General features: G+C 42.8%; 12 protein-coding genes. 3 read left to right on the top strand and 9 right to left on the bottom strand.

Annotated features, from left to right (window positions below; translation table 11 throughout):
- Position 1: 1 nt before the first annotated feature.
- The 4 genes from cyoB to ppsA all read right to left on the bottom strand — a co-directional run bounded on the left by cyoB (position 2) and on the right by ppsA (position 6,590).
- Positions 2-1,990, bottom strand: a complete 1,989-nt coding sequence (gene cyoB, locus AC5YCD_RS05355; protein ID WP_496129038.1) for a cytochrome o ubiquinol oxidase subunit I — start codon at positions 1,988-1,990, stop codon at positions 2-4.
- 3 nt (positions 1,991-1,993) lie between these two features.
- Positions 1,994-3,088 carry a ubiquinol oxidase subunit II gene (cyoA, locus tag AC5YCD_RS05360; RefSeq protein ID WP_496129039.1) on the bottom strand — a complete coding sequence of 365 codons (1,095 nt, stop codon included), beginning with the start codon at positions 3,086-3,088 and terminating at the stop codon, positions 1,994-1,996.
- Between the two features lie 292 nt (positions 3,089-3,380).
- Positions 3,381-4,139 carry an RDD family protein gene (locus AC5YCD_RS05365; protein ID WP_496129040.1) on the bottom strand — a complete coding sequence of 253 codons (759 nt, stop codon included), beginning with the start codon at positions 4,137-4,139 and terminating at the stop codon, positions 3,381-3,383.
- A 69-nt stretch (positions 4,140-4,208) separates the two neighbouring features.
- Positions 4,209-6,590, bottom strand: coding sequence for a phosphoenolpyruvate synthase (gene ppsA / locus AC5YCD_RS05370; RefSeq protein ID WP_496129041.1), 2,382 nt, complete (start codon positions 6,588-6,590; stop codon positions 4,209-4,211).
- Positions 6,591-6,745: 155 nt separating this feature from the next.
- On the opposite strand from ppsA, the gene ppsR reads away from it, so the two are divergent.
- Positions 6,746-7,582 (top strand): posphoenolpyruvate synthetase regulatory kinase/phosphorylase PpsR, encoded by an 837-nt coding sequence (gene ppsR / locus AC5YCD_RS05375; RefSeq protein WP_496129042.1) that lies wholly within the window; start codon positions 6,746-6,748, stop codon positions 7,580-7,582.
- A 233-nt stretch (positions 7,583-7,815) separates the two neighbouring features.
- Here the strand turns inward: ppsR and AC5YCD_RS05380 are convergent, their stop codons facing one another.
- From AC5YCD_RS05380 to AC5YCD_RS05390, 3 genes are all read right to left on the bottom strand, one after another.
- Positions 7,816-8,817 (bottom strand): LLM class flavin-dependent oxidoreductase, encoded by a 1,002-nt coding sequence (locus tag AC5YCD_RS05380; protein WP_496129207.1) that lies wholly within the window; start codon positions 8,815-8,817, stop codon positions 7,816-7,818.
- Positions 8,818-8,934: 117 nt separating this feature from the next.
- Positions 8,935-9,402 carry a hypothetical protein gene (locus AC5YCD_RS05385; protein WP_496129043.1) on the bottom strand — a complete coding sequence of 156 codons (468 nt, stop codon included), beginning with the start codon at positions 9,400-9,402 and terminating at the stop codon, positions 8,935-8,937.
- A 195-nt stretch (positions 9,403-9,597) separates the two neighbouring features.
- Complete coding sequence (locus AC5YCD_RS05390) at positions 9,598-10,014, bottom strand: glycine zipper domain-containing protein (RefSeq protein WP_496129044.1); 417 nt, start codon at positions 10,012-10,014, stop codon at positions 9,598-9,600.
- A 335-nt stretch (positions 10,015-10,349) separates the two neighbouring features.
- Between AC5YCD_RS05390 and prfA the strand changes: the two genes are divergently transcribed.
- Complete coding sequence (prfA, locus tag AC5YCD_RS05395; RefSeq protein ID WP_496129045.1) at positions 10,350-11,438, top strand: peptide chain release factor 1; 1,089 nt, start codon at positions 10,350-10,352, stop codon at positions 11,436-11,438.
- On the top strand, positions 11,438-12,256 hold the full coding sequence (gene prmC, locus AC5YCD_RS05400; protein WP_496129046.1) for a peptide chain release factor N(5)-glutamine methyltransferase: 819 nt from the start codon (positions 11,438-11,440) through the stop codon (positions 12,254-12,256). The genes prfA and prmC overlap by 1 nt, the downstream gene beginning before the upstream one ends.
- 34 nt (positions 12,257-12,290) lie before the next feature.
- On the opposite strand, the gene AC5YCD_RS05405 is transcribed toward prmC, so the two are convergent.
- Both AC5YCD_RS05405 and AC5YCD_RS05410 read right to left on the bottom strand, forming a co-directional pair.
- Entirely contained in the window at positions 12,291-12,644 is a 354-nt protein-coding gene (locus tag AC5YCD_RS05405) for a hypothetical protein (protein ID WP_496129047.1), read from the bottom strand.
- Between the two features lie 156 nt (positions 12,645-12,800).
- Positions 12,801-13,775 carry an AraC family transcriptional regulator gene (locus AC5YCD_RS05410; protein ID WP_496129048.1) on the bottom strand — a complete coding sequence of 325 codons (975 nt, stop codon included), beginning with the start codon at positions 13,773-13,775 and terminating at the stop codon, positions 12,801-12,803.
- Positions 13,776-13,890: the final 115 nt, after the last annotated feature.

Raw genomic sequence — 13,890 nt, forward strand, 5'->3', positions numbered from 1 at the left:
CTTAGTCCTTCTTCAAGTGTTTTTCAAGGATCGCATAGCGTTCGTTTTCAATACGTTCAACTTCAGCAGCAGGAACATAGTAGTCCACTTTCTTCGTGAAAGAAGAAACGATGAAGGCAATGATCGAAGCAACGAAAGTTGCGATAGCTAACCACCAAATGTGCCAGATTAACGCAAAGCCCATCACGGTAATAATTAACGCGATGACAATACCCGCAGCACGGTTAGTTGGCATATGGATGTCTTCGTACTTGGTTGGTTTTGCATAAGCAATACCATTTTCTTTGTCATTCCAGAAAGTATCAATACCATTGATCTTAGGAAGATGAGCAAAGTTATAGAACGGAGCAGGAGATGAAGTTGCCCATTCTAAAGTACGGCCATCCCATGCATCGCCTGTGTAGTCGATACGTTGGTTGCGTTGTAAGAAACCAACCACGATTTGCATGATGAAGCAAAGAATACCGAAAAGCACAAGCACAGAACCGAATAAAGCAATGGCTAAGTACGGATCCCACTCTGGGTTGTCATATGTATTCAAACGACGTGTCATACCCATGAAACCAAGGATATATAACGGCATGAATGCAAAGTAGAAACCGAAGAACCAGAACCAGAATGCAGCTTTACCCCAAGTCTCATTGAGTCTCCAACCAAACATTTTTGGCCAGTAGAAAATGATACCTGCGAACATACCAAACACTACACCACCAATAATTACGTTATGGAAGTGAGCGATTAAGAATAACGAGTTGTGAACAAGGAAGTCCGCTGGTGGAACCGCCATTAATACGCCCGTTAAACCACCGATACCAAAAGTCACAAGGAAGCCAAGTGTCCAAAGCATTGGTGTTGTAAATGTAATGCGGCCCTTATACATGGTGAATAACCAAGAGAAGATTTTCACACCTGTTGGGATCGCAATAATCATGGTCATGATACCGAAGAACGCGTTAACGTTGGCACCAGCACCCATGGTAAAGAAGTGGTGTAACCATACTACGAACGCAAGTACAGTAATCGCGATCGTTGCATACACCATAGATTTGTAACCGAACAACGTTTTACGAGAGAACGTTGATACCACTTCTGAGTAAATACCAAATGCAGGTAAAATCAGAATGTATACTTCTGGGTGACCCCAAGTCCAAATCAAGTTCACATACAACATTGGGCTACCACCCATGTCGTTGGTGAAGAAGTGGAAACCGAAGTAACGGTCAAGAGTAAGCATTGCAATAGTTGCAGTTAGTACAGGGAATGATGCAATGATTAACACAGAAGTACATAAAGATGTCCAAGTGAAAATCGGCATATCCATTAACTTCATGCCAGGCGCACGCATTTTGATGATGGTAACGAAGAAGTTAACACCTGTTAAAAGCGTACCAAGACCAGAAATCTGAAGTGCCCAGATGTAGTAGTCCATACCTACGCCAGGAGAGTATTCGATACCTGAAAGCGGTGGATAAGCCATCCAACCTGTTGCAGCGAACTCACCAAGAGCAAGAGACACCATCATTAAGCCCGCAGCGCCGGCAAATAACCAGAAGCTTAAAGAGTTTAATAATGGGAAGGCAACGTCACGTGCACCAATTTGAAGTGGTACAGAGATGTTCATTAAACCTACTACAAGACCCATTGCCACGAAGAAGATCATGATCACACCGTGTGCGGTGAAGATCTGGTCATAGTGTTCTGGGTGTAAATAGCCTTCACCGCCACCTTTTGCAAGGAACAATTGAAGACGCATCATGATCGCATCGGCGAAACCACGTAATAACATGATGATCGATACGAACAGGTACATAATACCAATTTTTTTATGGTCGACTGATGTGAACCATTCGTTCCACAAGTAGCCCCATTTTTTGAAATAAGTGATACCCGCAAATACCGCGATACCACCTAAAATCATCATGAGAACGGTCACCTGTACGATTGGATCGTACGGAATCGCGTCTACATTTAACTTACCTAAGAAGCTCATGTCTTATTCCCCTACAACTGAAGAAGCAGGTTGTTCAGCATTCGCAGCAGCAATTTCTGCAGCAGCAACAGCATCATGTGCAGGTACAGCATCTACATCTGCTGCTGAATGGTCAGCACCATGGTAGTTAGACATGTACTTGTTAATCACAGATTCGAACAATTTAGGCTCAACTGAAGCATAGTAAGTCACAGGATGAGGCTGAGTTTTGTATGCACCTTCAGCTTCAGCTGTTGCAGCAAGCTGCTTCTCTAAGTCAGTTTTCGCGTTACGAACCATTGCAGCGATTTGTTTCTCTGAACGGTTACCATCACGTAACGATGCAAATTCAGCTTGGTCTAATACAGTTTTTTGTACTGCTTCAGGATTCACAGAAGTACCGTTACCTGTTTTAACAGCCGACACCCACTCAGCAAACTGAGCATCTGTCACAGCATGAGCTTTAAAGCGCATTTGTGAGAAGCCATAGCCTGAGTAGTTAGAAGAGAAACCGCGGAATACACCTGGTTCGTTAGCTAACATATTCAAATGCGTCTGCATACCCGCCATTGCATAAATCTGACCAGATAATGCTGGGATAAAGAACGAGTTCATTGTGAAGTTAGAAGTTAAACGAAGGCTAAGCGGTGTTTTTTCCGGGAAGCGTAATTCGTTTACTGTCGCAATGTCTTGTTCTGGGTAGATAAAGATCCATTTGAACTGTTCAGCAATAACTTGAACTGTTACTGGTGCTTTATCAGATTCAAGCGGACGGTATGGGTCATATTTGTGTGAACCCCACCACGTTAAGTACGCAAGAATACCAATAATAATTACAGGGATACCCCATACTACAATCTCAATTGTAGTTGAGTGTGCCCATGTAGGTTTATAGTCTGCATCTTTATTCGACGCGCGATATTTCCAACCAAACCATAATGCCATGATGATTGAAGGAATCACCACTAACAGCATTAAATAGATCGCTTTCATCATCAAGTCAGACTGACCTGCTGCGACTGGACCTTTAGAGTTTAGAAGTACCATATCACCGCCACACCCTGTTAAGAGTGCAGCCATTGCGGATAAAGACAATACAGCTAAAGTCGTTTGTCTCATTTTACAACCTCGGTGAAGAGTCCCATTCCCTAATAATATGGGGATAGCGATTATAAGTGTCGCATGATTGAAAAGCCTTTTTTCAGATGTGAAAAATCCTCTCAATGATGAGACACCGCTACGTTTGAGGCATTATGCCCTATATCAACAAACTAAGCTATACATAAAAGTGCTTTAAATGACTGTATTAAAAACTGATTTTTTTACTCGGATTTAAATTGCGAGGCATATAATTTTATTGGAATATCAAGGTTCTGTATTTAAAAAGAGGCGCGATGCGCCTCTTGTTTTGTTATCGGTTTTGCTTCTTAATTACCTTGGTTTTTGCTAACTTATCGTGCAAAGTTTGACGTTTTTGACCAAAGCCAAAGGCATAGTCAAGGAAGGTAATAAACGGAAATAGCAATAAATTTAAGAAAATAAACACAAAGCTACGTAAGGTAAAGCCACGCCATAAGCTAACAAGGCTGTGATCATTTTGATCGACAATCTGAATTTTGGCCAAACGTTTACCAATACTTTGGCCAGTTTTGCTAATCAGCACAGCTTGAATAATCAGCATAATCACAATGTAGAGCAACATCATGTACCAAGCTTGATCTGGAACCAGTGCAAATAGCTCAGATTGAAGCTGATTGGTTTGTGCAGCAGTGGTGGCATTTTGCATTTTCTCTTGCAGTGTATTGAGCTGCTGTATTTGCTCAGGTTGCAAGAAAAATGATGGGATGGCCACAGCAGGCAGCCAAAGCAGTAGATCTAAACCTTTAGCCAAAGCCCTTTGCCCGATGGATGCCAGTTCAGTTTGCGTTTGGGTTTTCGCCTGTACTTCAATTTTAGGCTCAAAACTTGGTTGGGCAGGAGATGCCGTATAGCCTGTAGGTTGATAGACCAATTGACCTTGAGTCAAATCACCCAATGCTTTCCATTCAGTTAAACCCTGATGCCAAGCTAAATCGGTGAGCAAGACCTGCTGGCTGGCCAACATCTGATTGAGTTGTTCTAAGCTATATGGACCGGCTTGTTGATTATTGCGTGCCAAATATATTTGCATAAAGATTTAATCTCAAAAACGGAAAATAAAAAAAAGACCCATGAATGGGTCTTTTTTTAACACAGATTGTTAAGCTTGTTGAGCTTTTTCTTCTTCAGCTAAGAAGAACCAAGTCTCAAGCACTGAGTCTGGGTTTAAAGAAACAGAGTCAATGCCTTGTTCCATGAGCCATTTTGCAAGGTCAGGGTGATCTGATGGGCCTTGACCACAGATACCCACGTATTTACCTGCTTTACGACATGCTTGGATGGCCATAGAAAGTAAAACTTTCACTGCTGCATCACGCTCATCAAATAGGTGCGATACGATACCTGAGTCACGGTCTAAACCAAGCGTTAACTGAGTTAAGTCGTTAGAACCGATAGAGAAACCATCGAAGTGTTCAAGGAACTGTTCAGCTAACAACGCGTTCGTTGGAAGTTCACACATCATGATCACTTTAAGACCATTTTCGCCACGTTTAAGACCGTTAAGCGCTAACAATTCAATCACACGTTTCGCTTCAGCAACAGTACGTACGAAAGGAATCATGATTTGAATGTTGGTTAAGCCCATTTCTTCACGTGCTTTTTTCAGTGCGCGGCATTCTAATTCGAAGCAGTCACGGAAGTTGTCAGACACGTAGCGGCTTGCACCACGGAAACCAAGCATTGGGTTTTCTTCTTCTGGTTCGTATAACTTACCACCGATCAAGTTTGCATATTCGTTTGACTTAAAGTCAGACATACGCACGATCACTGGTTTGTCAGCGAATGCAGCCGCAAGAGTAGAAATACCTTCAACTAGTTTTTCAACATAGAATTCGATAGGCGATGCATAACCTGCAGTACGTGCCATCACAGCAGCACGTGTTTCGCGTGGAAGGCTGTCAATGTTAAGTAATGCTTTTGGATGCACACCGATCATACGGTTAATGATGAATTCTAAACGTGCTAGACCAATACCTGCGTTTGGAATTTGCGCAAAGTCAAAAGCACGGTCAGGGTTACCCACGTTCATCATCACTTTGAATGGAAGCGCAGGCATAGATTCGATTGAGTTCTTTTGAATTTCGAAATCTAAAGAACCTTCGTAGATGAAACCAGTATCACCTTCAGCACATGATACAGTCACTTCTTGACCGTCAGTTAAAAGTTCTGTTGCATTACCACAACCGACAATTGCAGGCACACCAAGTTCACGCGCAATAATCGCAGCATGACAAGTACGACCACCACGGTTCGTCACAATTGCAGCCGCACGTTTCATGACTGGTTCCCAATCTGGGTCAGTCATGTCAGATACAAGTACGTCGCCTTCTTGTACTTTGTCCATTTCTTTAATAGACGTTACGATGCGAACTTTACCTGAACCAATACGTTGACCGATTGAACGACCTTCGCACAGGACATTACCTTTTTGTTTTAATAGGTAACGTTCCATCGTACCCACGTTTTCACGGCTTTTTACGGTTTCAGGACGTGCTTGAACGATATAGATTTGACCATCATCACCGTCTTTTGCCCATTCGATGTCCATTGGCGCACCGTAATGGTCTTCGATGATCAGTGCTTGTTTTGCAAGCTCTTGTAATTCGTGATCGTTTAGCGCGAATTGTTGACGATCCGCTTTTTCAACTTCAACAATTGATACAGATTTACCTGCAGATGCTTCTTGGCCGTAAATCATCTTTTGATGTTTAGAACCTAAGTTACGACGTAAAACAGCGTGTTTACCTGCTTTAAGTAATGGTTTAGAGATATAGAATTCGTCAGGGTTAACTGCACCTTGAACGACCATTTCACCCAAACCATAAGATGCAGTAATAAATACCGCGTCACGGAAGCCTGATTCTGTATCTAGGGTGAACATCACGCCCGCAGCACCCGTTTCAGAACGAACCATACGTTGTACGCCTGCAGATAAGGCAACCACGTCATGGGCAAAGTTTTGGTGTACACGGTAAGAAATCGCGCGGTCGTTGTATAAAGATGCGAATACTTCTTTAATCGCGATCAATACGTTGTCGATCCCACGGATGTTTAAGAAGGTTTCTTGCTGACCCGCAAATGATGCGTCAGGTAAGTCTTCTGCTGTCGCAGATGAACGAACGGCAACCGCGATATCAGGGTTGCCGTTTGAAAGTTCTGCAAATGCAGCGCGAACTTCTTGTTCTAAACCTGCAGTAAGCGGAGTTTCTACAATCCATTGACGAATCTTAGCGCCTGTTTCAGCAAGGGCATTCACGTCATCAACGTCTAATGCAGCCAGCTCAGCGTTAATTTTAGCGTTTAGGCCACTTTGCTCGAGGAATTCACGATACGCTTGCGCGGTTGTTGCGAAGCCACCTGGTACCGATACACCAGCGTTAGCTAAATGGCTAATCATCTCGCCTAAAGATGAGTTTTTACCACCCACGAGTTCAACGTCGTGTTTCCCTAATTTTTCCAGACCAATTACGCGCGCTTCCAAAGTTGTTACTCCACTTTTTGCAGTATGAATCAGTATCTCGGCATGATTTTATGAAAAAGCTTAGTTTTTATATTTTTACTAAGCGACTCTCATGTAAGATGGGTTTACTATAAAGATAATCGCGCACTTAGACAAATATTTAAGGAGAAAATTTGATGTCAGACGAGAAACCGATTAAGCGCAGTGTGTTTTTCATTTCAGATGGCACTGCAATTACGGCAGAAACGTTAGGTCACTCGCTACTGGCGCAGTTTCCACATGTGGATTTTGATATCCATATTATCCCGTATATTAGCTCTGAAGAAGCAGCGATGAATGTGGTGGCTGAAATCAACCAACGTGCTGATTTAGATGGAGAAAAACCACTGGTATTTGACACATTGGTTGATCCTTATGTGCGCGATATTATCAACACAGCGAATGCGATTAATTTGGACGTATTTGAAGGCTTAATTAGCAAGCTTTCAGAAGAATTAGGCACTTCACCTACAACTTTAGTCGGACAAACCCATGCTGTAACCGATTCAGAGTCGTATAAAGCGCGTATTGATGCGGTGCATTTTGCTTTAGATAATGATGATGGTGCGCGTACCCGCCACTACGATAAAGCCGATTTAATCCTCATTGGCGTGTCACGTTCAGGCAAAACCCCAACGTCAATCTACTTATCACTACAGTTTGGTATTCGTGTAGCCAACTATCCATTGACGGAAGAAGACTTAGATGACAACCGTTTACCTGCAGTTTTGCGCCCACATAAGCACAAATTGTTTGGTTTAATGATTGATGCAGACCGTTTGGTCGCGATTCGTAGTGAACGTAAAGCCAATAGTCGTTATGCGAGCTTTAGTCAGTGTCAAATGGAATTGCGTGCCATTGAAGGCATTTATATTTCAGAAGGGATTAAATACTTAAATGTCTCTGAAATGTCGATTGAAGAAATTTCAACTCGTGTTTTACAAATGACGGGTCTAAAACGTCGTATTGGATAAAACTTTGTGCAGCCACTTGGTGGTGGCTGCATACTCACTTTTAACTTGGGATTAATAGAAAAATAATATAAATAAATGAGTATAGTGAGGTCATTTAGTTGCGTGATAATGGCTATAGAGGCCCCGAAGACCTAAATTGAATGTCTAGTTTTTAATCAATTTAGCGAAAATAATATGAAAAAAAGCACCACTATCACGAAAATAAATGGTGCAGCGTTTTCAATAAATACCAATTAGACCAATTTCATGTCACTTAAGTAGCTAAAATTGGCTAAACGTTGTTCAGTATCGTAGATGTCACAAGTAAAAATAAACTCATCAACCGCATATTTTTCCAATAGGTTTTCCAAGCCAGCTTTAACTGTGGCGGGTGAACCAATTTGTGCTAAAGCATAAAAGTCATCCACTGAACGTTTTTCCATCGGTGACCAAAGACCTTCCATACTCGGCACGGGTTTGGGTAATTGACCGCGTGTGCCACGAAACATATGTAAAATACGTTGATATGGCGTAGTTGCTAAATACTGGGCTTGTTCATCAGTCTCAGCAATCACTGTGGGTACACCAATCGATACATAAGGCTGAGTTAAATATTCAGAGGGTTGGAAATTATCACGGTAGAGCTCAATGGCTTGACCTAGCATACGCGGGGCAAAGTGCGAGGCAAAGGAATAGGGTAGACCTAAACGCGCAGCAAGCTGAGCACTAAATAAACTTGAGCCGAGTAACCAAACTGGCACATGCGTGCTTTGACCTGGCGTGGCGACAATACGCTGACCGGGTTCTGGGTCTTTAAAGTAGTGCAAAATTTCGAGCACATCTTGCGGAAATTGATCTTCTGTTTCTTGTCGACCACGACGTAAAGCACGCATGGTGGTGGGATCTGTGCCGGGCGCACGACCTAAGCCAAGTTCTACTCGATTTGGATATAAAGTCGCTAAAGTACCAAATTGCTCAGCTACAATTAATGGCGCATGGTTGGGTAACATGACGCCGCCAGACCCCACTTTGATGTGATGAGTATTTGCTAAGATGTAGCCGAGTAAAACACTGGTCGCAGAACTGGCAATACCAGACATATTATGATGTTCAGCCATCCATAGACGTTCAAAGCCTAATTTTTCTGCATGCTGGGCTAAAGCTAAGGCATGGGTGAGGGCATCTCGAATATGATGACCTTCACGCACGGGAGCGAGTTCTAAAATGGAAAAGCGAGTATTGGCTAAAGTACGCATAACAATCTCAATCATCTTTATATATCGAAATAATACGATATAAGAATGTTTTTGTATATCGAAAATATTCGATAAATAAAAAAGCACCCAATTGGGTGCTGAACAACTTTGTTTGAGTTAGCGGCCGTGATAACGACCATTATTGTTGTAGCCAGCATGCTTATAACGGTAGCCACGTTGCTGATAACGACGATCGTCATCGTTATCATAACGGCGATCTTCATTGACCTTTTGACCTAAGATCGAACCGCCTGCACCACCTAAGGCTGCACCAATTAGTCCACCACCATTACCGCCCATGCTGTTACCTACACTATAACCACCAGCACTGCCTAGGGCGCCACCAATAGCAGCAGCATTGCGATCACGACGATCGGCACTAGCCGCTGCACCGCCAGCCCCACCTAAAGCTGAACCAATCATGGCACCGGTATCACCACCTAAACGTTGACCTACGGCAGCACCTAACACACTTCCTAAAGCAGAGGTAGCAGCCACTTGTGTGTTGCTGGCTGCTTGTACGGTTGTGGCACCAAGGGTAGAAGTTGCAAGGACGCCAGCCACTAAAATTGAACGAAATTTCATTGCAGAACTCCTGCATCACTATCTTTATATATAGCCATAAGCTTAAAGACAAGTTGCGGATGAAGATGCAAGCTCAAGTGCTATAAATATTTCAAATTGTAATTTTGAGTTAAACAGTCTGCTGAATCTGTTCATAGTTACATGAAGTAGATATTAAAAAAGCAGCCCTCAGGCTGCTTCATAGCGCGTTACTGATTAACGACGTTTTTTCCAGCGTTTTGATACGCGCTTATCTGCCGCTTTGTCTTTGGCAATTTTATTACCTAATGCAGCGCCACCCGCTGCACCTAAAGCTGAACCAATGTAGCCACCGTTGGTGCCACCCATGTTTTTACCTACTGCATAGCCCGTACCACCGCCTAAAGCACCCCCAATCGCAGATTCAGTACGGTTTCTTTTGTTGCTAGCGACAGCTGCACCACCGGCACCGCCTAAAGCTGCACCAATGGTTGCACCCGTAGTACCACCCATATTTTTACCTAAAGCAGTACCTGCAACACTGCCTAGGGCACTCGCTGCTGCTACACGTGCAGTGCTGTCTGCATGAGCTGATACAGTGAACATTGAACCTGCAGCAATCACAGCACTCATTAATACGGCATTTAATTTCATGGCTAACTCCATGTCCAAATGGACTCAAAAGTAAAATAATCTCAATGGCGCTAATGTAACAGCCAGTCTTTGAATAAATATGGAGAAGCTCGGGAGAGATGCTACAAAACAGCATGACTTTGTATAGCTTTTATTAACATTGTGAACAAAGATGTAAATTGCGGGATGATTTATATGAAATATGGAGGAATTAAGGACGTCGTCACAGCGCTTTTAACCGAAAATACCAGCGTAATGTAGGGCAAAGATGTCTTTTAAAGGCTGGAGTAGGTAAACTATAGGCAATATAAAGTTAATGCAGCCAATGTTGCAGGTTATTTGAGAACTATTATCCCATGAAAGAATCGTTACGCTTACGTTTGGATCAACTTTCCGATCGTTATGAAGAGCTCAACGCTTTATTGGCCGATGTTGAAGTCATTTCTGACAATAAACGTTTTCGTCAATTGTCACGTGAACATAGTGACTTAAGTGAGTTAACGCGTGTATGGCAACAATATACCCAAGCAGAAGCGGATATTGAAACAGCTGAAGCCATGCTCACTGATCCTGATTTTAAAGAAATGGCGCAAGAAGAAATTAAAGAAAATAAAGCTTTAATTGAACAACTTGAAGCTGATCTTAACATCTTAATGATTCCAAAAGATCCAAATGATGCCAACTCAGCTTATTTAGAGATTCGTGCCGGAACCGGGGGCGATGAAGCTGCCATTTTCTCAGGCGATCTTTACCGTATGTACAGTAAATATGCTGAATCACAAGGTTGGCGTATTGAAATTTTATCGGAAAATGAAGGCGAACACGGTGGCTACAAAGAAGTCATCTGTTTAATTAATGGTGAGGGAGTTTACGGGCGCTTAAAATTTGAAAGTGGTGCGCACCGTGTGCAACGTGTCCCAGCGACTGAATCACAAGGTCGTGTCCATACCTCGGCATGCACTGTGGCGATTTTACCTGAAGTGGATGTAGATACCTCTGTAGAAATTAACCCTGCAGATTTACGTATTGATACTTACCGTGCCTCAGGTGCGGGTGGTCAGCATATTAACAAAACCGATTCGGCAGTCCGTATTACCCATATTCCAACTGGTACAGTGGTGGAATGTCAGGATGAGCGTTCACAGCATAAAAACAAAGCCAAAGCCATGGCTTTATTGGTTTCACGCTTAGAAAACGCTAAACGTGCAGCAGCAGATGCCGCGACCTCAGAAATGCGCCGTGATTTGGTCGGCTCAGGGGATCGTTCTGAGCGTATTCGTACCTATAACTATCCGCAAGGTCGTATGACCGATCACCGTATTAACCTCACCTTATATAAGTTAGATGCGGTGATGGAAGGTGATTTAACCGAATTATTAAATAGTTTACACCGTGAATATCAAGCAGATCAGTTAGCGATGCTTGCACAGCAGAATGGTGGCTAATGAATATTGCACAGGCTTTAGCCTTACGTGGTGAACCCGAAAGCTACGAACGTCAAGAAAATGCATGGTTGCTAGAACACATTACTAAAATTGATTCATTTGATTTGGTCATGAAAAAAGATCAAGTGCTAAGCGCTGAGCAGGTACAGGCATATACAGCTGCTCTAGCACGTATTGAGGCAGGTGAGCCTTTAGCATATGTGACGGGTTCACAGCCATTTTGGACGTTGGATTTAAAAGTGACCAAAGACACGCTGGTCCCACGCCCAGACACTGAAGTGCTTGTTGAAACCGTACTTAAACTTGATTTGCCTGAAGATGCGCGTGTAGCAGATTTAGGGACAGGCACCGGTGCTATTGCACTATCGCTCGCATCTGAACGTCCTGAGTGGAAACTTGTGGCCTCAGATATTTATGAGCCAACCTTACAAGTTGCGCAGTACAATGCTGAGTTGCATGAGATTGAAAATGTCGAATTTCTTTTGGGACCTTGGTTAAAACCGTTTGGACGTCAGTTCTTTGATGTGATTGCCTCTAATCCGCCTTATATTGATGCCAATGATGTGCATATGCAGGCACTCGAGACTGAACCACGTCGTGCTTTAGTGGCAGACAAACAAGGTTTAGCGGATTTAGCTGAGATTATTGTCCAAGCCAAAAAGCATTTAACTGTAGGCGGTTGGGTGGTGCTTGAACACGGCTATGATCAAGCTGATGCCGTGCAGCATCTATTTCGCCAAGCTGGGTATAAGCAAGTGCGTACCGTTAAAGATTATGGTGGCAATGACCGCGTAACATTAGCGCAGTGGCCGCATTAATCGCCAAAAAAAGCGACCTGAGGGTCGCTTTTTTTCACATTGGAAAATCGTGTAAACTGTCTGCGATATCAATTTGATGCAAAGCATTGGTTTCTAAAGCCAAACATAAAGCTGCAATCTTAGCAGTTTCAGTTAAATACTCAGCCTTAAGTGCTACACCTTGTTGCAAGGCATGAATCCCTTCAGCACTAATATCTAAATCATGAGCCGTTTGCAGGGCATCAGGGCGCTGGAAAAAGTCATTGATCAGATTTTTTAGGGCATGATCTGAGGCATTTAAAATGCTTTGGTTAAGCTGTTCATCAAGCTGTGACACAGACGTTGATGAAAAACCGTGGGTGAAATTCTGTACTAGACTTTGCTCTAATACATCAGTCATCTTAAGCATGAATAGACCTTAATCAGGTAATTGAAGCGGAGAATTACAGCCAAATAAGAGCCAACTGGACTCTAAATTTGGGTGAAATTTAACCTATATAAACAGCTTTAGCAAAACACTTAAGATGAATGGTCAGTCATAAAAACCGCTTGGCAAAAGCTAAACTCAGTTTTTAACTCGGTAATTTCCGGGGTTGAGTCCTGTCCATTTTTTAAAAGCACGGTGAAAGGCGCTCGGATCGTGAAAATTTAGAAGCTCGCTAATCTGTTGTAAGCTTTGCTCGCTGTTGACTAGTAAATCAATAGCACGATCACGTCGAATATTATTTTTGAGTTGTTGATAGCTGAAGCCTTCAGCTTTGAGTCGACGTTGTAGTGTCGCCTCAGACATATGTAGACGACGTGCCAATTCACCTAAGTCAAGCCATTCACTCGGTGATAAATTCATGAGTTGTTTACGAATTTGTTGGCTGAGCGCACAAGGATTTTTAAAGCGCACCAACAAATTATAAGGTGTACCTTGTAAAAATTGATAACGTGAGGCCATATCTTGTTTAATGGGGAGTTGAAGATAATTCGCCTGAAAAGCTAAAGCGTTTTGTTGGCTTTGATAGCGAATGTCGCTACAGAAACGGGTTTGATAATCATGATGGGCCATGGTAATTGATGGCTTAAGTTGCATATAGGTTAAACTGATACGCTGACCTGCTAACCAACACATTAAGCTATGCAGCAACATCCAATAACATGCATAAGCAAAAATAGGTTTTACCTCACTTTGATCGTGAATGACGATTTTGGCGATCCCATCTTCTTCAATGAGTTCACCGTGTAGATCATCTAAAAATAAATTAAAGAAGCGCAGAGCCTCTTGAATGGCTTGCTGTAAATTTTCACAATGAATGAGCCACTTACTGAGTAACTGAAAGCTACCGCGTCGTAAAGGCCGACGATCCATCCCAAAAAACTCATCATTCATGGCATCGGCAATCGCCACCCAGAGGTTGCCATATTGTTGAATTGAAACGCGGGCTTTGGCAGAGTCTATAAGTTCCATCCCTATACCGGCACGCTGCAAGATGACTTCGATTTGAAGCGCTTGGGATTTGGCATGGCGTAGTGCCTCGTGTACCAAACTCATGCATATACTGTGCTGATCTTTTGCTATCACTTTGAAATCCTTGTGGTTATTAATGTCCAAATCCATCATGCAAGCTGCAAGCTTTGGAAATTGTACTTAAAAAAAAGACTGATTA

It is taken from the genome of Acinetobacter sp. CY05, from assembly GCF_059515805.1.

What these genes read in the sequence shown, in the direction of transcription:
- cyoB (WP_496129038.1), bottom strand. Translation starts at nt 1,990, where the DNA reads ATGAGCTTCTTAGGTAAGTTAAATGTAGACGCGATTCCGTACGATCCA.
- cyoA (WP_496129039.1), bottom strand. Translation starts at nt 3,088, where the DNA reads ATGAGACAAACGACTTTAGCTGTATTGTCTTTATCCGCAATGGCTGCA.
- AC5YCD_RS05365 (WP_496129040.1), bottom strand. Translation starts at nt 4,139, where the DNA reads ATGCAAATATATTTGGCACGCAATAATCAACAAGCCGGTCCATATAGC.
- ppsR (WP_496129042.1), top strand. Translation starts at nt 6,746, where the DNA reads ATGTCAGACGAGAAACCGATTAAGCGCAGTGTGTTTTTCATTTCAGAT.
- AC5YCD_RS05380 (WP_496129207.1), bottom strand. Translation starts at nt 8,817, where the DNA reads ATGCGTACTTTAGCCAATACTCGCTTTTCCATTTTAGAACTCGCTCCC.
- AC5YCD_RS05385 (WP_496129043.1), bottom strand. Translation starts at nt 9,402, where the DNA reads ATGAAATTTCGTTCAATTTTAGTGGCTGGCGTCCTTGCAACTTCTACC.
- AC5YCD_RS05390 (WP_496129044.1), bottom strand. Translation starts at nt 10,014, where the DNA reads ATGAAATTAAATGCCGTATTAATGAGTGCTGTGATTGCTGCAGGTTCA.
- prfA (WP_496129045.1), top strand. Translation starts at nt 10,350, where the DNA reads ATGAAAGAATCGTTACGCTTACGTTTGGATCAACTTTCCGATCGTTAT.
- prmC (WP_496129046.1), top strand. Translation starts at nt 11,438, where the DNA reads ATGAATATTGCACAGGCTTTAGCCTTACGTGGTGAACCCGAAAGCTAC.
- AC5YCD_RS05405 (WP_496129047.1), bottom strand. Translation starts at nt 12,644, where the DNA reads ATGCTTAAGATGACTGATGTATTAGAGCAAAGTCTAGTACAGAATTTC.
- AC5YCD_RS05410 (WP_496129048.1), bottom strand. Translation starts at nt 13,775, where the DNA reads ATGAGTTTGGTACACGAGGCACTACGCCATGCCAAATCCCAAGCGCTT.